Below are 17,890 nucleotides of genomic sequence, written 5' to 3' on the forward strand. Positions count from 1 at the left end.
ATAGGTTGTGAAGCTTTTATCTCGTTTTTTGATTGAAGGGTTTATCATAAAAATAAAATATCGCTGAATTTCAAAACAATTATTTAAAAAATAAGATATAATTAAAAGATGAATTAATTATCTTATTATAAGATTAGTCAATTGTCTTAATGTGCCAACAATTAAATATATAAAGATGAAAACAATTCAAATCTATCTGCCAGTATTATTGATCTTCTTATTTTCCTTGAATCAGGGATTTAGTCAGGAAGTCGATGTTGAAAAAGACGAAATTCTAAATGCCATGAATAAATTCGATGGATTAGGACTAAGTGCTGATAAAGAAGAAAAGCTTAAAGAAACCAATAGGGAGGTTGTTAATGATATTTTTTCAATAGCCAAAAGTTCTGATAGTCCGGAGGAGAAGACACGAAGATTCAAAAAAGCACAGGAAAAAAACTCTAAAGTATTTAAAGATATACTGGGAGAGAATGATTTTAAGAAATATAAAAAGAAGGTAAAGAAAGAATTACGCCCCTTTAAAAGAAAGGCTAAACTGGTCGGGTTTTTATTATAGGGGAGAATTGTATTTATTACTATAAATCACTTCAATTCTTATTGAAGTCTTTATTTTCGTGTTTAATAGTTTTTATAAGTACCACATTTGAACATTAAATTTCTAGGACCTCATAAATAATTCATTGATAGATTATGATATATCCCTGGATTCAGGATTTTATTGATCAGGAATGATAATAAATGTAAGGTGTTCTGTCATATCAATCTATAATAAGTTAGATTTATAATACTTCTTGTCATAGCCATTAAGGTTATTATTAATTTAATAGGATAGTATGTCAGAAAATTCCCAGAAGAATCCTGATGAAATAGTTAAAGAGCAAGCCCGGGTCGGGTTTGAAATTTATGAATTAGAGAATTGGAAGCTTTTCCTATCAGCATTAATTGCAGGGTTGGAAATTGGTTTCAGTCTGGTTCTAATGGGGTATCTGCATACGATTTTTAAAGAAATTTATCCGGATGATATTCTGGGGTTAATAGTCAGTTTTGGTTATCCAATTGGATTTATATTTGTAATTATCGGCAGGTCTGAACTATTTACCGAACAGACTGCCCTGGCGATGATCCCGGTTTTGAACCGATCAAAAGGTTTTATTAGCTTGTTGATTTTGTGGGGATTGGTGCTTCTGGGGAATCTTGTCGGAGGATTGATTTTTTCTTATTTCTTTGCGTGGTTTGGTCCCGCAAAAGGTTTTGTGCCGGTGGAAACTCTTGTTGAACTAGGTGAGAAATTTATCAATGAACCCATAGATATAGTTATGGGTAGTGCAATTTTAGCTGGCTGGATGATGGGATTATTAGGATGGTTGATAACTTCAGTTCAGGAAAGCATTTCTCGTATCATATTAATCCTTTTTATAACTATTATAATAGGTATGGCAGGGCTGCATCACTGCATAGTCGGAAGTGTTGAGGTCTTGACCGCTATGTGGGTAAGTGATTCTATTACTGTGGTTGATTATTGGCACTTTTTATGGCCATCGGTATTAGGAAACCTTATAGGAGGAGCAATATTCGTGTCAGTATTAAAATTTGGATTAACAACTAATCAGATCTCATCCACAAGAAAAAATATAAACTGGTAGAGGAGTAATATTTATATTGGCATTATCCACGATCACCAGTTGTACTATAAAATTTTTTGAATATAATTATCCATATCAAAAGGATAAAGAGGGCTTTTAGTTGGCTTATACAATGGATGGCGTGGATGTCCTTTTTTTGTCGGTGAACTAATTATCTTCCAATCCAAATTTAAATCCTCCAGGTTTTTATAAAGTTCTAACATAGAAGGTTTAAAAAGTTTTCTTGATTCAATCAAATCACCATAAGCAAGCCAGACAGTTTTAATATTTAAATCAATCAGATTTTGTCTGACGATTCTCAAGTTATCTGAAATGAGTTTTTTATCAAATTGACTGTGAATGTCTTTAGGATTAGTCGCTCTTTGAGGATAAACGTTATACATAACCCATCCATCAAAACCATTGAAATTCGCTATGCGTTTTACAAAACTTAATGTACCACTAATATCTCCCGGACGTGCCTGGCCAGGGTTTAATCCAATACAGGCTAATATTTTACTACCTTTTTCACCAAGTGTAAACCTGGCTGAGTCATCCTCATTAGTTCCGTAAATCCATTCAGTTTTTTGATCATCCATAAAATCAGGCATTTCAACTTATAAGCAAGTTACTGTCGTCAGAGGATGATTTCAATGGATAGTTCTGTTTCCTTTGATTAATTAGAAATCAGATGACTTATTTATTTTTAATAAGTTCGTGGCCGTAATAAAAAATGGCAAGAGAAGTAAGTAAACAAGGAAATAAACCACTCGTAAACCCAATTGGAAATCCATGTAAAACTATCACAGACAAAAAATAAATAATCAAACCTGACCCGAATTTCAGCATTCTGTTTATCCCACTATTCCCAATAGTTTGAGTAACAATGAATAAAGGTAACACTATACTCAATATAAAAGCACCAATACGGCTGTTTAGATTAGCTTCTGTATCTATAGTTAAATAACCGTAAATACCAGCAATAATACAATTCAATAAAATCAAGAAAGAAAGGTTAATAAACTTATGAACCCGGTTTGTTACTTTAGTGTTATTATCTGTTTTGATAATAGCTTGCGGATTTAAATCAAGTACTTCACATATAAGTTGAAGAGTTTTTCCTCTGGGTTCATTTTCACAGTTTTCTATTCTTTGAATCGTTCTGATATTTACTTTTGATTTTTCTGCTAATTCTTCCTGTGTAATTCCTTTTTCTTTTCTTGTTAAGATTATTTTTCTGGCAACTGAATTCATTTTGTTTTGATTGTTAGAATAATTGGGTTCAATTTTAATACTTTCAATTCATAAGGGAAATGACATACATCGACATTTTTACGACAAAATACATTTGTCGTTTTTGTGAATTTCTTAAATAGGCTATTAGCCATATATTCATTAATGGAGTTAACCCTTTTTATAATTGAACTTTGAAATAAAATTAATTCTGATCAATCTGAGTTAGAAAATACAGAAAAGGTGAAAAACAGTCTGTGTGAAATTCTGAGTAAGGATGTCTCGATTCAAATTAAAATTCTTTCTTCTAAGAATAATCCAGATAAAATGGAATTAGATAATGCTATTAATCTGGGGAGTAGGGGGTGATCAAAAAATTGATTATAGCTTCATTACTGATGATAAAAGATCATAAAATACTGATCTCGTTTTATTTCCAGAATCAGATCAGTCGGATAGAAACAGTTTCTTTGATCAAATTCATAAAGAGAGGGAAAATTCAGTTACGAATCCGATAATGGTAATACTTAAAACTGATAATTAGATTATTAATATGGCTTTAAGAAAATAAAAAAGGCAATACTTTTCTGAGTATTGCCTTAATTTTTAAATACGTTCTTTTATTTAGTTGTTTTCGCTGTCGCTTTCCTTTTCATCCCCTTCAAGGTCTACATCAACATCTTCAGTTTCAATACCAACTTCCTTTTCCTCTGCGTCTAACTGAACTTCTACCTTATCTTCTTCTTGTTCCGTAGAAGCAGGTTGTTCTGTTGTAGTTTCTGTTGTAGTATCATCTGTTGATTCGCTGCTTTCATTACAAGCAGTAAATGATAGAATAAATAATGTCGCTAGTAAAAAATTTAATTTTCTCATAATTAGATTTTTGGTTAAGTTTAAAATTTAAGAAAACCTGATGTCAATTAATAATATTGATTTATCAAAAAAAATATTTCTTTAAATTTTTAAATAAATCCTTTATGATTTTATATTAAAAGGGTCAATTCTTTTTTAAAATAAAAGCACAAGCATCTCCTTGCTGTTTTTTATTAAGTTCCCTGGCTTTTAATTCAAAGTCTTTTATTTGAGATTCTGTAAAAATATCTTCATAAGGTGTGCCATCATGTAAAGGCAGATCACGTTTATATTTTTCACTTCCCAAAAATTGAAAAGCAGTTGAATCGAAAACGACTTTTTCTATTGATAATGAGGCTTTATTTGCCATGTAGTTCATGCTTTCCCTGGAATGCAGAAAAAAATGTCTCGGAGCATCAAGCTGAACCCAGTTTTCTTTGTAGTGTTTCCATGCATACGATGAAACTGTAGGTACTCTTATAATACAATAGCCATCATCTTTGAGGAGTCTGGAAACAGTTACCAAAGTTTCCTGTGGATCAGGCATATGCTCAAAAGAATGATGAAACATAATCAAATCCTTTTTGTCATTAATTGAAGATAACGGGGCTTTTAATACACGTACGCCATTCTCATAATCAATGTCTTTGTCTATGTACGGATCTGTTCCAAGAAGATGTTTAAACCCTAGTTTTTGCAAAGAAAGCAGAAGGTATCCACCGCCGCATCCGACATCCAGAATTTCACTTTCCTTAGTTAATGGTATTTCAGATAAAATTGTGTGATGAGGATCTTTGTTTGGGAGATATCGATTAATAATTTTCCCTGTAAGCCCCCTTTTAAAGACTATGTAATGATCTCTTATCTTCTTGATGATCTCATTAGTCTTAGATTTGGCATAAATGAAATCTTTTGAATAGCTATAATAATCTGAAGGATAATACTTATCCATATTTTCAGGAATAGTGGCTATTTGCAGACATCCGCATTTGCTACATTCAATGTAGGTGAATTCATCTCTAAGACCGAGCATCATTTCTTTGACAGAATACTCTTTATTTGAATGACTATTATTGCAGATTCTACATTCCATTATAAATCGTCCTTTAATAAGTTTCAGGTTCAAATATAGATTTTCTTTTTGAATGTGTGGGATGAATATTAAGTGAGTTTTGATAATTGAATTAGGATAATACTTAAAGAAATATAAAGCCAGGCCTAATGCAAATAAATATGTATGGCCTCTGACTTTATCTTGATGATTAATTATGTAGAATAGCCTTGATTAAATCATTGTTTTTCTGTTCAAGGACTCTGCATCGAATAGATGTTGTTTCTCATTTAAATCATTTTAATATTCGTTTTATGTTATATTAATAGTTATTTTTTTAATTTATTTATGTAATTTTTTTTATAGTGTTTGTGTTAAATCATGCTAATTTTAGTTATCAGTAGTTTAGAGTTTTATGCCCCGTTTTATTGTAGTGTAGAGTGGTAAATAATGCTTTAATGAGATTTGGATATCTATTTATCTGCTACTTTTACAGCTGTAGAATTTGTGATATCATATTATTTGTCAAGATTATTCACATAAGCTGTTTGGTTTGTTATATGTTCTTTTATATAGAATGAATATTTTTTAATTTTTTATGATTCATTACAGTAATTAGTTGGTAATTCGGTATTGATTCTTTTATTTTACTTTATCGCGCTTTAGGGGTGTCTGATATACAGACTGAGAAATACCCTTTGAACCTGATCCCGGTAATGCGGGCGAAGGGAAAAGTAATCTGAAGACAGGATATTTATATATTCGTGTCTCCTATCTATTTTTCACTACTCTAAAGTGCCAGGTAATAAACTAAAAAATTATGGACTTTAGAATTAACAGTGAAAAGCATTCCACATCAGAAAAAGAATTATCGTTAGATCAAGCTCTGAAAATTAATGGGTTTACGAGTCGAAATGGTGTTGCTGTGGCGTTGAATAATCAGGTTATTCCACATGGTCAATGGCAATGCACTCAGGTTAATGATGGAGATAATATTTTAGTTATTACCGCCACTCAAGGCGGTTAATCTTACAATCTTAAATTCATAATCAATGAAAAAAGCTGATAAAATTCCAAGTGGAAAATCTATCACGCGTGACTCTTTTCCTAATTCAAGAAAAATTTATGTGCCAGGTAAAATCCATGACATAAAGGTTTCCATGCGTGAAATAAGTCTGAATGATACTAAAAATAACAACTCAACTGCATCTAATCCACCGGTAACTGTTTATGATACCAGCGGTCCCTACACTGATCCAAATATCAATATTGATGTAAAAAAGGGATTAGTAAGATTGCGTGAAGACTGGATAGATAGGAGAGAGGATACAAAAAATCTTAATAGTATCACTTCTGAATACGGAAAGAAACGTCTAACTGATGGTTCTCTAGATAATTTACGTTTTGATAATCAAAGAAAACCCCGGGTGGCTAAACCGGGAATGAATGTTACCCAGCTTCATTACGCAAGAAAAGGTATTATCACTCCTGAAATGGAATACGTGAGTATAAGAGAAAATCAGCGTATAGAAGAGTGGGCAGAACTAAATAATCAACATCCTGGAAATAGCTTTGGTGCCAATACACCAAAAGGGAAGGTTACCCCTGAGTTTGTCAGGAATGAAATAGCACAGGGAAGGGCAATTATTCCTGCTAATATTAATCACCCGGAATCTGAGCCAATGATTATTGGTCGTAATTTCTTAGTGAAGATCAACGCTAACATAGGTAATTCTGTGGTCACATCAAGTATTGAAGAAGAAGTTGAAAAGGCTGTTTGGGCTTGTCATTGGGGAGCCGATACTATAATGGATTTGTCAACAGGTAAAAATATTCACGAGACAAGAGAATGGGTGCTGAGAAATTCACCTGTACCTGTCGGTACTGTCCCGATTTACCAGGCATTAGAGAAGGTTAATGGAAAAGCAGAAGATCTTAGCTGGGAAATATTCAGGGATACACTTATTGAGCAGGCCGAGCAGGGTGTGGATTATTTTACTATTCATGTAGGTGTCAGACTAAAGTATATACCCCTGACCGCTAAGCGTGTAACCGGCATTGTTTCCAGGGGGGGATCAATAATGGCAAAATGGTGCCTTGCGCATCACCAGGAAAGCTTCTTGTATACTCATTTTGAAGAAATTTGTGAAATCATGAAGGCCTACGATATCTCTTTTTCGCTCGGTGATGGCCTGCGGCCAGGATCACTAGCTGATGCTAATGATAAAGCTCAGTTCGCTGAGCTTGAAACCCTCGGTGAGTTGACTAAAATCGCCTGGAAGCATGATGTTCAGGTTATGATTGAAGGGCCAGGCCATGTGCCAATGCATATGATAAAAGAAAATATGGATAAACAGCTTGAAGAATGTGACGAAGCTCCTTTTTATACCCTGGGGCCACTAACTACTGATATAGCGCCAGGCTATGACCATATAACCTCGGGAATAGGAGCAGCGATGATTGGTTGGTATGGATGTGCCATGCTTTGCTATGTTACTCCCAAAGAACACCTTGGACTTCCAAACAAAAAAGATGTAAAAGAAGGCGTAATCACCTATAAAATTGCTGCTCACGCAGCGGATTTAGCTAAGGGGCATCCAGGAGCACAATATCGGGATAATGCATTAAGTAAGGCGCGTTTTGAATTTAGATGGGAGGATCAGTTTAATCTTTCCTTAGACCCGGATACAGCTATTGAATATCACGATGAGACTTTGCCAGCAGAGGGAGCAAAAGTAGCTCATTTTTGTAGTATGTGTGGTCCTAATTTTTGTTCCATGAAAATTACCCAGGATGTTCGGGACTATGCTGAGAAAAACAATCTGACAGATGAAGAGGCGATTAATGAAGGAATGGAGAAAAAGGCGGAGGAATTTAAGGTAAAGGGTGGAGAGATTTATTTAAAGCAATGAAAGCCGGATCTAAAATAAAAGTGATTACCCCTGAACTATCTGTGAAAGAAGAATTAGAAACAGTCTGTTGTTTATTGTCATTAGGCATAGATATTCATCTTCGTAAACCCGGCTGGTCAGATGATAGGATGCGTGCATATCTTTATAAGCTGCCCGACAAACATTTATCTCAAATTTCAGTCCATGGTAACTGGAATTTGATGGAACATGGTATGGGTGGTTTACATTTAAACAGCAATCAGATTATTTGCCATAAGAATGACTTCAGATTATCTAAATCATTTCACTCTATTGAGGCAATAGAAAATTGTAATATGGAGCTTTCATACGGGTTTTTAAGTCCTGTCTTTGATAGTATTTCCAAGAAAAATTATCAGACATCCTTCAATAAATACGATTTGACCAGAAAATTAATGAGTATGAAAAAGCAGATGAAGATTTATGCTCTGGGTGGCATCAAACCAGAGAATGTTAAAGACTGTGTTCATATGGGGTTTGATGGGATCGCCGTCTTCGGATCAATTTGGGGAGAACCAGATCTGAAGACTAGAATGTTGCAATGTGAAAAGTTTTTAGCTTATGCATGATCAGGCAGTATTGTGTATCGGTGGAATGGATCCTACAGGTGGAGCAGGTACTCTTGCCGACATTAAAACCGTAAATCAATTTGGATTGCAGGGGTTTGGTGTGAATACGGCCATAACCTACCAGAACGAATCTGAATTTTATGGTCTTGACTGGCTACCGAAATGGCAAATCATTATGCAGCTTCAAAGCATCCTAAAGATGGATCATAAGATTGGGGCAGTTAAAATTGGCATAATTCAATCACTGGATTTACTGGTTTATTTATTAAACCTTCTTGAGAAAGAGTTAAACGATGTGCCTGTGATCTGGGATCCGGTTTTAAGAGCCTCAGCCGGATATAGTTTTCTGGATAAGCTTGACGTAAAATCACTTTTTGCCATATTAAATAAGGTGTCAGTGATTACTCCTAACGCTGAAGAAGGCGATAAGATTTGTCGAGTATTAGGAATAAAAAGCTTCGGAAGTCTGAAGGTTAAATCAGCAGTAGTTTTAAAAGGTGGACATTGTAAAGGCAATACAGCTAATGATATACTATTTGAAAGAGAAAATGAACCCTTTACGATAACAACCCAAAAGATTCCAAACAAGAATATTCATGGCTCAGGATGTATTTTTTCCACGGGATTAGCCTGTGGTTTAGCCTCAGGGTTCAATATTAAATGCTCATTTCTAAATGCTAAATCATATGTATATGAATTACTGAGGATTTCGGATACGGCTTTAGCCAGTCATTATAAAGTCAGGTTATGATTGATCGATTACATTATATCACTCAGGAAGGTCCTAATGGTGAGTCGCATGCTGAGATGGCTTACAGGGCTTGTTCTTCCGGTGTTCGATGGGTTCAACTTAGAATAAAAAATTCTGATTATAGAGAAGTTTACCATCAGGCTAAGGAAGCATTACAGATTTGCCATGATCATGGAGCTAAACTAATTATTAATGATTATGTCGATATCGCGTGTGAATTAGATGCTGACGGTGTCCATCTGGGGCAGCAAGATGAAGATATTGAAGTTGCTCGGAGGCAATTAAAAGGAAAAATAATAGGTGGCACTGCAAACACTTTTGACCAGGTGTTGTCACTGCTGAACAATAATGTAGATTATATCGGTCTTGGTCCGTTCAGGTTTACTTTTTCAAAGGAAAAGCTAAGTCCGGTATTAGGTCTGGATGGATACAAAGAAATCATTTCTCAATTGGCGAAAGATAGGCTGAATGTGCCAATCATTGGAATTGGGGGGATACTGCCTGATGATATTCCTCCTTTAAGATATGCAGGGGTTTATGGTATTGCTGTCGCATCATTAATCAATCAGTCTTCAGACCCAACAGGAATAGTAAAAGAAATAAATAAGAAATTAAATGAAGAAATTAGTTATAAGGGGCAAGGAATTTAATTCCAGGCTTTTTCTAGGTTCAGGAAAATTTAGCAGTAATAAACTGATGGAGAGAGCAGTGAATGCATCCGAATCAGAATTAGTTACCGTAGCACTTAAGAGAATTGATACAAATGCCAAATACGACGGCATGTTAACCGCCCTGAAAAATGAAAATATTGATCTATTACCAAATACATCCGGAGCCAGAAATGCAGAGGAAGCAGTTTTTGCTGCTGAATTAGCGCGTGAAGCATTGCAGACTAATTGGATAAAACTTGAAATTCATCCAGATCCGAAATATTTAATGCCAGATGCTATCGAATCGTTAAAAGCAACTGAAGATCTGGTTAAAAAAGGATTTGTTGTGATGCCCTATATTCACGCAGATCCGGTATTGTGTAAACGATTAGAGGAGGTTGGGGCAGCAACTGTCATGCCTCTGGGATCACCAATAGGAAGTAATCAAGGATTAAAGACAATTGATTTTTTGAAAATCATTATTGAACAAAGTAATGTACCTGTTATAGTAGACGCCGGGATAGGAGCTCCTTCTGATGCGGCTTTGGCAATGGAACTTGGGGCAGATGCTGTTTTAATTAATACTGCTATTGCTGTTTCCAAAAAGCCTGTTTTAATGGCAGAAGCTTTCAAGTTAGCAGTAAAATCAGGAAGGATGGCCTATGAAGCTAAAATTGCTGAATCTAGCCGCCTTGCCAATAATAGTAGTCCATTAACCTCATTTTTATATGACTAGTTTTAAAGAAGTATTTGAAACTTACCGATGGGAGCAGGTAAAAGAAGAAATCTATTCAAAAAGACCAATTGATGTTGAGCTTGCCCTGAGTAAAAATGTTCGGGACTTAGAGGATTATAAAGCCTTAGTTTCTCCGGCTGGTTCAGAATATCTGGAAGATATGGTCAGGTTAAGTCAGCAAGAAACATTGAGACGTTTTGGCAAGACGATCCAATTGTTTGCTCCAATGTATTTATCCAACGAATGCCAAAATATCTGCACTTACTGTGGTTTTAGTCTCAATAATAAGATAAAAAGGAAAACATTAACTAAGAATGAAATACTTAAAGAGGGAGAATGTTTAAAGGATAAAGGTTTTAAACACATCTTACTGGTAACCGGGGAAGCGAATAACATTGTAGATGTAGATTATTTTATTAGTGCCATCAAATTGATCAGGCCTCACTTTGATAATATCAGTTTGGAAGTCCAGCCATTGGATGAAGTTGAGTATCGCAAGCTAATTTCCCATGGTATTCATTCGGTATTGGTTTATCAGGAAACCTACAATGAAACAGACTATAAAAAGCATCATCCTAAAGGAAAAAAATCAAATTTTTATTATCGGTTAGATACGCCGGACAGGCTTGGAAGAGCAGGGATTCATAAAATTGGATTGGGTGTCCTAATTGGACTGGAAGATTGGCGTGTCGATAGTTTTTTTGTTGCCTTACATCTGGAATACCTCGAACGAACATATTGGAAAACTAAGTTTACCATTTCATTTCCGAGGTTAAGGCCTTTTTCGGGTGGTCTGCCTCCTAAAGTTGAAATGAACGAAAGAGAGCTCGTGCAACAGATTGCAGCCTATCGGTTGTTTAATAATGAAGTGGAGCTGTCACTTTCCACGAGAGAAACCCAACATTTTAGAAATCATGCATTTAAGCTTGGTGTTACTTCAATGAGTGCCGGTAGTAAAACAAATCCGGGAGGGTATGCGGTGGAAAAGCAATCACTGGAGCAATTTGAAATATCTGATGAACGAGGGACATCTGAAATTTCACAACTTTTAATAAATAATGGTTATGAACCAGTCTGGAAAGATTGGGATAAAGTTTTTGATGATGCTTACAAATCTTGAAACAGAACAATATAGACGTCAGATGGTTCTTCCTGAAATTGGAGAGGAGGGACAGGATAAATTAAAAAACTCAAATGTTCTTGTAGTTGGAGCAGGAGGCCTGGGGTGTCCTGTTTTATCCTACCTGGTTGCTTGTGGTGTTGGTAAAATTGGGATTATTGATGATGATAATGTGGAGGTTTCCAATCTTCACAGGCAAGTACTATATTCTCATCAGGATGTTGGCATAAATAAAGCAAAAGTAGCTGCTCAAAAACTTCGGAATCTCAATCCATCAATAGATATAGTAGCCTATAGTCAAAGATTAACTGCACAAAACGCTATCCGGATAATCAAAGATTATAATTTGCTGGTAGATTGTACTGATAACTTCAGGTCCAGATACTTGATAAATGATACATGTGTGATACTCAATAAACCATTTGTATTTGGTTCGGTATTGAGGTTTGAAGGACAGGTAAGTGTATTTAATTATCAAAATGGCCCGACTTATCGATGTCTGTTTAACACACCACCGAATCCTGAAAATTCTATTTCTTGTAATGATGCCGGAGTGTTGGGGTTAATTCCGGGAATTGTCGGTTCATTTCAGGCAATGGAAGTAATTAAAATCATCTGTGGAATAGGGGAGGTGTTATTTGGTAAATTAATGATATACAATGGATTGAAGAATGAGTACTCTTGGGTTAAGATTGATCGCGATGAGAATAAAGTGAATATTTCATCGCTTTCTGATTCTATTTACTCCAGTGAAATTATTAAGACCAAGGATATTAATCCAATTGAATTAAAGGGGAAAGTAAACGATCCGGAATGGATAATAATTGATGTCAGAGAAAAAGATGAGGTAGAAGTTTTTGGAGATTTGTTTAATGCAATTTGTATCCCTCTTAAAAATTTAAAGTCAGAGATTAATTGTATTCCAAAAAACAGGAGAATCGCGCTGGTTTGTCAATCCGGAATACGTAGTAGTCTGGCCGCAAATATTTTTATTGAAAATGGCTATGAAGAAGTTTATAACCTGAAAAATGGAATTAATTCGTTAGTAAAGAGTTAGATTATGAATAGCTTAATTACCTCTTTTATCTGAGAAAGTTGTATGGTATACAGAAAGTAAATACTTCATGTCCCGTGACAAAATAGATGACTAAATCTCCTGACTTTCCTTAAATGCAAGAGCCAGCTTAATGTCACCATAGTCATATTCCTCGCCGAGTTTTTCCTTGATGTCATTCAGTTTTAAACTCTGTATTGTTTCCACAACCTTAAGGATATTATCAATCTTTTCTTTGGGTATAAATTCTTCAGCATTGATTTCTCCCTGAGCCACATAATAACACATATGGCCTGATATCGTAGTGGGAGAAAGGTTTCTTTCTTCAGCTATTTCTTCAACTGTTAGACCATCCTTATAAAGCTCGAAAGAAATTTCACGAGTTGACTTCTTCTTAACCTTGCTTTTGATTTTATTAAGAGTAGCTCTTCGGGATTGAATTTGAGCTTCAGTATTTAGTTTGTCTCTGGTGAGAAGGTTTCCTTTTCCCGTTTCCTTGATAAACTGCAGAGCTTTGTCGAGATCTTTGATCTGAGCAAAAACGGTGGCTTCAAGCTCAATCAGTTCATTGGTATATGTTTTTACCCCGGTATGTAGTTTTAACGAATCTATTTGTTTTCCGATTTTATCCTGAATAGCTTTCAATAAGGGTTCGAAGTATTCTTTTGCCTTAGTAACCCGGTCTTGAAGCGCTGGTAATACATCACCTTCTTCAGCCGTGATCAATCTCACTTGCCTGATGAATTTATCTGCTGTCAGGCTCAGCTGTTGAGCTTCAGCAAATAATTCACTGGTCCATTGCCGGTGTGGTAATTTTTTAGAACCACTTTCAAGTTTTTCAAAGCTTGTCAGATGGTCTTTTAGTGCGAACATCATTTTTGAGAAATCAAAGGCATCTGAAGTATGAATCCTCAGATATTCTTTAAAGTCCTTTTTTAGTTGCTCTTCAAGAATTTCTAATTCAGGTTTATTAGCACTATAAGATGTTAATGCTTCATCATTACTGATCATTCGATCAGAAACAGGAGAGGAGAGAACAAGCCCTTCTAATGATCGTAATCTGGATAAGGCCACATAAACCTGTCCAGGGGCAAACGCATCTGACAGATCAAGGATTGCCTTGTCGAAGGTTAATCCCTGGCTTTTATGAACAGTTATTGCCCAGGCTAATTTTAAAGGGAATTGCCTGAAAGTACCGATTATCTTTTCGTCTACTTCGTTTGTTTCCTTGTTTAATTTGTATCTGATGTTATGCCATTCATACGGACTTACAGAAATCGGAAGTTCATCATCCGGACAAGTAATTTCAATCAGGTCGTCATTTATTTCAGTTACTGTTCCGATTTTCCCATTGAAATACCTTCTGTCTTCCCCATCATTCTTAGTGAACATCACCTGAGCACCTTCTTTTAATTGCAATTCAGGATTCACTGGAAACATACTCTCAGGGAAGTCTCCTGAGATATCAGCATTGAATGTTCTGGGTTTGGTAGTAAGCTTATTTAATGCATTCAGATTGATTGTATCAGCTTTTTGATTATGAGTAGTGACCCGAACGTGATCATCTGAAAGAGATTCATGATCGATATTTTCATAATGATTCTTGTTCAGGTAATCGATATCATCTTTGGTGACTTCATTATTTCTAAACCTGTTTAACAGGCTGACGAATTTATTATCTTCCTGACGGTAAATTTTATTTAGTTCCAGGTATACAGGTGGATATTCTTTCAAGGCATGGGCCGAAAAGAAATAGCTGTTTTGATAATAGTTGTTAAGGTGCGCCTGCTCATGGTCCTTGACAACAGGCGGAAGCTGTAAAAGATCTCCTATAAATAAAATCTGAAGTCCACCAAAAGGAATATTCTTCTTTCTCCTGGCATGTCTGAGTACTGTATCGATGCAGTCAAGAAGGTCTGCACGAAGCATACTCACCTCATCAATGATTAATAACTCAAGTTCCTGGAGAAGTTTTCGTTTTGATTTGTTCAGTCTGAATCCTGATAAAACAGTACGTGGTGTATTGATGAATTCAGCTGAAGAATAATTCTGGTCGGGAATAAATACCCCAAATGGTAATTGTAATAATGAATGGAGTGTTACTCCTCCGGCGTTAATAGCTGCAATGCCGGTAGGAGCAGCTACTGCTGTTTTTTTTGCTGTACTCTGGACCAACTGACGCAGAAAAGTAGTTTTACCAGTACCTGCTTTTCCTGTAAGAAAAATATGCCGGTTAGTATTATTTATATACCGGTTGGCTAATTCTGTAATACTGTTGGTCTGTAATTCCATTAATTCCATTTTAATTCAGGGTATAAAGTTGAAAAAACATCTGTGTATCTCAAATGAATGAGAGGAATTATGACGGAAAACTGAACTTTTATTTTGAGGATAACAAGCAATACCCGTTTGTAAACGGAAGTAAACGTTTGATTTCGATTATTTTAGATTTAAACCGGAAGTAGATTCATGGGCTTCAATGATTTTCCACCCATCTATGGTTTTTATCCAGGTCATTGATATAATGAACCTGCCCATTTTCTCTTCTCCATTCCGGGTAACTACCCAGGAAGTGGCAATATTAGTAGCTGTAAACGCTGAATCCGATAGAGGGATAATGATCTGGTTATAGATTCTGTAGTGAGCTGTGTCAACGTTATTCCACCATTCTTCTTGTCTGATTTTGATATTTTCCCAACCAAAAGCAGGATCAGCATTGAAAATAAATAATGTTGAATCACTTTTAACAAAATGATCCATAAAACCATCAAGATCTTGTTTGTTAGCAGTTCTGTTGAGGCTATTTAACCGATCTTCGATGATTTTTTCATCAACCTTTTCTTGCTCTTTCTGTTTACAGGAAATGATTATAAAAAAGGAAATTAAAATCAGGAAAACACACCTCATTATATTAAAGGCTTTGGTAAGTCTATAATTTAATGAATATTCTCTTATATCCCTTTTCTTTATTATTCAACAATATATGTAGTGTCTCTTAATATGTCAAAGGGTTCTTCATTAGCCTGGAAGCCGAATTCAGAATTAGCTCCTACAGTAAATTTAAATGTTGAATCTTTTGGTACAAGTACATCAGGACACACCTCTGAAGCAGTTTTAAATGCTGTGGCTGTAAATAGTATGCTGTTTTCTTCTACAAGATCAGCTTCAATTACCAGGTCACTATGGCAACCATTAGGAGCGACAGCTTTTATATTAATTGAAATCTCAGTATAGGCCTTAGCAGATTCGGGGACTGTCATTTCTACAATTGGTATTACAACTCTCTCACCACGATTAATCGTGTCATCATCATCGTTACATGAGATAAAAAGAAATATAATCAGTATTGGATAATAGTATTTCATGGTAAAGTTATTTTATTGCTAAATACCACAAAAACTGTTCCGTTTTCCCTTTAATAGTTCTTTCGAAAGTATTTGGTTTTATCAGGAAACCCTGACAACAAAACTTCCCTGTTTAAGTCCCTTCTCAATTTGCCTGTTTGCCTCGGGGATTTCTTCCAGGGAAAATGTTTTTCCGATTACGGGCTTAATGTTTTTATTTTCTATCAATTTTGCTACTTCCAAAAGGTCTTCATTTTTGTCTCCTGCAAGGGTAATAATCACTTTATTCGATGTGAATAGTGTTGTCATAAACCCTCTCAATAGTAACGAAAGAGAATAATCAGCAGGTATATATCGCCCGTTTGTGGCTAAAGCACTTATGCATTTTGAATATCCGGTTTTAACTGAAACATCAAATATTACATCGTATTTAGTTTTAGAAAGCCAGAAATCTTCTTTTTTATAATCTATTACTTTATTAGCACCGATTGCCTTTAGCATTTCAAGTTTTTCACCACTTTCGACAACAGTGATATGTGCCCCGGTCTTGCTGGCTAATTGAACAGCATACGTTCCTATGCTTCCACCAGCTCCAATGATCAAAACCCGGTCATTAGAGGTTATGTTTGCTTTACGAAGGTAATGCAAGGCATTTAACCCACCTAATGGAATTGTGACGGCCTCTTCAAAAGTAATTCCGGGTGGCTTGTGGATGATGCCAGTGATTTCATTTTTACACTTATATTCTGCCTGACAACCCATTTGAATACCTCCTGAACCAAAAACCAAGTCACCAATTCTGAAGTGCCGTACTCCTGCACCGACCGCAATTACCTCACCAGCAAATTCCTGTCCGAGAATTTTATTCTTCCTGGGTTTAAATAATCCTGTCATGAGTCGTAATGGCAACCAGAATAAAGGTTGAATATCAAATCTACGAACTTCACAGTCTGCTGCAGATACTGTACAAGTATGAATTTTTATCAATAGTTCGTTGTTTTCCGGAATTGGATCCGGAACTTCTTTTATTTTAATATTGTTTGCAGATCCGTATGCCGTTAGTACCGCTGCCTTCATATTTAAATTAGCTTTCTTCCTTATATAAATATAAGAATAGAATTGAATTTACATAAGGAATTTACATAAACGGCATAGTCTGCAAGTCAAAGGATCAGTAATGGAGCTAATTAAACCATAAATAACCGTTCCTGATTCTTATTTATTACGGTATTCTAATATATCTCCAGGTTGACATTCGAGAATTTCACAAAGCGATTCAAGTGTCGAAAACCTGATTGCTTTTGCTTTACCGGTTTTAAGAATAGATAAATTTGCTTCAGTGATACCTAATTCATTGGCCAGATCTTTTGAACGGATCTTTCTTTTGGCCATTATCACATCAAGATTAATTACAATGGCCATATCAAATAGTTAATTTATTTTCTTCCATTAACTTATTTCCCTCTGAAAATACTTCTGCCATAACAAATGATATTAATGCCCAAATCAGATAATTTAGTTCAAGATCAAGCTTCAGGGAAACTTCTCCATTCGAAGCATAGATTGAAATTGAAGCCAGGGCCATCATTAGGATAAATAAAAGACCGATTTTTCTGAAAGACTGGACGTTTTCTGATCTGAAGGTTGAAAGGCTTTTAATGGATTTAATTATTTTTATTGCTATCGTAACTATAAAGAAAAGAACTATATAATAAATAAGATATTTAACTGACCAAAGATAAATGTACAGGGAAGGGATATTAGATATGGGGACTCCCTTTTCCTCAAACGCTCCCGGTGATCGGTTGGTGAATGATTCTTCAACCATGCGAAAGTTTTCAAATTCGAATATTGAACTATCAATGGTATATATGATCATCATTCCAGTGACCACCACCAGTCCGATTATAAATATAATGCGTATTAGCCGTGCAGTGAATAGGGCTATTTTTAAAATGTTATTTTCCATGATTGTTGT

20 protein-coding genes and 1 riboswitch are annotated in these 17,890 nt (G+C 35.3%); of the genes, 10 read left to right on the forward strand and 10 right to left on the reverse strand.

Translation table 11 applies throughout. From position 1 onward, the window contains the following. The first annotated feature begins 175 nt into the window (after window positions 1-175). Both OO013_RS16780 and OO013_RS16785 read left to right on the forward strand, forming a co-directional pair. Window positions 176-556: a hypothetical protein gene (locus OO013_RS16780; RefSeq protein ID WP_266058133.1), complete on the forward strand. Its 381-nt coding sequence runs from the start codon at window positions 176-178 to the stop codon at window positions 554-556. Window positions 557-833: 277 nt separating this feature from the next. Next, window positions 834-1,643: a formate/nitrite transporter family protein gene (locus OO013_RS16785; RefSeq protein WP_266058134.1), complete on the forward strand. Its 810-nt coding sequence runs from the start codon at window positions 834-836 to the stop codon at window positions 1,641-1,643. A 44-nt stretch (window positions 1,644-1,687) separates the two neighbouring features. Here OO013_RS16785 and OO013_RS16790 read toward each other — a convergent pair whose 3' ends face one another. From OO013_RS16790 to OO013_RS16805, 4 genes are all read right to left on the reverse strand, one after another. Further along, a complete protein-coding gene (locus OO013_RS16790) occupies window positions 1,688-2,221 on the reverse strand; it encodes a DUF1643 domain-containing protein (protein ID WP_266058135.1) in 534 nt (177 codons plus the stop codon). Window positions 2,222-2,318: 97 nt separating this feature from the next. Then, complete coding sequence (locus tag OO013_RS16795; RefSeq protein WP_266058136.1) at window positions 2,319-2,876, reverse strand: helix-turn-helix domain-containing protein; 558 nt, start codon at window positions 2,874-2,876, stop codon at window positions 2,319-2,321. A 603-nt stretch (window positions 2,877-3,479) separates the two neighbouring features. Beyond that, entirely contained in the window at window positions 3,480-3,728 is a 249-nt protein-coding gene (locus tag OO013_RS16800) for a hypothetical protein (RefSeq protein WP_266058137.1), read from the reverse strand. Between the two features lie 124 nt (window positions 3,729-3,852). Continuing rightward, window positions 3,853-4,800 (reverse strand): class I SAM-dependent methyltransferase, encoded by a 948-nt coding sequence (locus tag OO013_RS16805; protein WP_266058138.1) that lies wholly within the window; start codon window positions 4,798-4,800, stop codon window positions 3,853-3,855. A gap of 612 nt (window positions 4,801-5,412) precedes the next feature. Then, window positions 5,413-5,506, forward strand: a riboswitch (TPP riboswitch). Window positions 5,507-5,578: 72 nt separating this feature from the next. Here OO013_RS16805 and thiS point away from each other — a divergent pair. Genes thiS through moeB form a run of 8 tightly spaced genes read left to right on the forward strand, consistent with a single transcriptional unit; the run spans window position 5,579 to window position 12,571 of the window. Continuing rightward, on the forward strand, window positions 5,579-5,785 hold the full coding sequence (gene thiS / locus OO013_RS16810) for a sulfur carrier protein ThiS (protein WP_266058139.1): 207 nt from the start codon (window positions 5,579-5,581) through the stop codon (window positions 5,783-5,785). A 25-nt stretch (window positions 5,786-5,810) separates the two neighbouring features. Continuing rightward, the gene (gene thiC, locus OO013_RS16815; RefSeq protein WP_266058140.1) at window positions 5,811-7,670 is read left to right on the forward strand and encodes a phosphomethylpyrimidine synthase ThiC; all 1,860 of its coding nucleotides are present in this window, start codon (window positions 5,811-5,813) and stop codon (window positions 7,668-7,670) included. Next, entirely contained in the window at window positions 7,667-8,257 is a 591-nt protein-coding gene (locus OO013_RS16820; protein ID WP_266058141.1) for a thiamine phosphate synthase, read from the forward strand. Before thiC ends, OO013_RS16820 begins: the two co-directional genes overlap by 4 nt. Further along, window positions 8,250-9,008 carry a hydroxymethylpyrimidine/phosphomethylpyrimidine kinase gene (locus tag OO013_RS16825; RefSeq protein WP_266058142.1) on the forward strand — a complete coding sequence of 253 codons (759 nt, stop codon included), beginning with the start codon at window positions 8,250-8,252 and terminating at the stop codon, window positions 9,006-9,008. The genes OO013_RS16820 and OO013_RS16825 overlap by 8 nt, the downstream gene beginning before the upstream one ends. Beyond that, window positions 9,005-9,658, forward strand: coding sequence for a thiamine phosphate synthase (gene thiE, locus OO013_RS16830; RefSeq protein ID WP_266058143.1), 654 nt, complete (start codon window positions 9,005-9,007; stop codon window positions 9,656-9,658). Before OO013_RS16825 ends, thiE begins: the two co-directional genes overlap by 4 nt. Then, window positions 9,624-10,394 carry a thiazole synthase gene (locus tag OO013_RS16835; protein ID WP_266058144.1) on the forward strand — a complete coding sequence of 257 codons (771 nt, stop codon included), beginning with the start codon at window positions 9,624-9,626 and terminating at the stop codon, window positions 10,392-10,394. The genes thiE and OO013_RS16835 overlap by 35 nt, the downstream gene beginning before the upstream one ends. Further along, window positions 10,387-11,514 carry a 2-iminoacetate synthase ThiH gene (gene thiH, locus OO013_RS16840; protein WP_266058145.1) on the forward strand — a complete coding sequence of 376 codons (1,128 nt, stop codon included), beginning with the start codon at window positions 10,387-10,389 and terminating at the stop codon, window positions 11,512-11,514. The genes OO013_RS16835 and thiH overlap by 8 nt, the downstream gene beginning before the upstream one ends. Further along, window positions 11,459-12,571 carry a HesA/MoeB/ThiF family protein gene (moeB, locus tag OO013_RS16845; protein WP_266058146.1) on the forward strand — a complete coding sequence of 371 codons (1,113 nt, stop codon included), beginning with the start codon at window positions 11,459-11,461 and terminating at the stop codon, window positions 12,569-12,571. The genes thiH and moeB overlap by 56 nt, the downstream gene beginning before the upstream one ends. A 90-nt stretch (window positions 12,572-12,661) precedes the next feature. Here the strand turns inward: moeB and OO013_RS16850 are convergent, their stop codons facing one another. The 6 genes from OO013_RS16850 to OO013_RS16875 all read right to left on the reverse strand — a co-directional run bounded on the left by OO013_RS16850 (window position 12,662) and on the right by OO013_RS16875 (window position 17,881). Continuing rightward, window positions 12,662-14,860, reverse strand: a complete 2,199-nt coding sequence (locus OO013_RS16850) for a helix-turn-helix domain-containing protein (protein ID WP_266058147.1) — start codon at window positions 14,858-14,860, stop codon at window positions 12,662-12,664. Window positions 14,861-15,007: 147 nt separating this feature from the next. Next, window positions 15,008-15,475, reverse strand: a complete 468-nt coding sequence (locus OO013_RS16855) for a YybH family protein (protein ID WP_266058148.1) — start codon at window positions 15,473-15,475, stop codon at window positions 15,008-15,010. A gap of 62 nt (window positions 15,476-15,537) precedes the next feature. Continuing rightward, window positions 15,538-15,933, reverse strand: coding sequence for a hypothetical protein (locus OO013_RS16860; protein WP_266058149.1), 396 nt, complete (start codon window positions 15,931-15,933; stop codon window positions 15,538-15,540). Window positions 15,934-16,014: 81 nt separating this feature from the next. Further along, window positions 16,015-16,989 (reverse strand): NAD(P)-dependent alcohol dehydrogenase, encoded by a 975-nt coding sequence (locus OO013_RS16865; RefSeq protein ID WP_266058150.1) that lies wholly within the window; start codon window positions 16,987-16,989, stop codon window positions 16,015-16,017. Window positions 16,990-17,127: 138 nt separating this feature from the next. Then, window positions 17,128-17,334 carry a helix-turn-helix domain-containing protein gene (locus OO013_RS16870; RefSeq protein ID WP_266058152.1) on the reverse strand — a complete coding sequence of 69 codons (207 nt, stop codon included), beginning with the start codon at window positions 17,332-17,334 and terminating at the stop codon, window positions 17,128-17,130. A 1-nt stretch (window position 17,335) separates the two neighbouring features. Beyond that, complete coding sequence (locus tag OO013_RS16875; RefSeq protein ID WP_266058154.1) at window positions 17,336-17,881, reverse strand: DUF2975 domain-containing protein; 546 nt, start codon at window positions 17,879-17,881, stop codon at window positions 17,336-17,338. Window positions 17,882-17,890 lie beyond the last annotated feature (9 nt).

Source organism: Mangrovivirga halotolerans (assembly GCF_026241165.1).
In the GTDB taxonomy this organism is placed as follows: Bacteria; Bacteroidota; Bacteroidia; order Cytophagales; family Cyclobacteriaceae; genus Mangrovivirga; species Mangrovivirga halotolerans.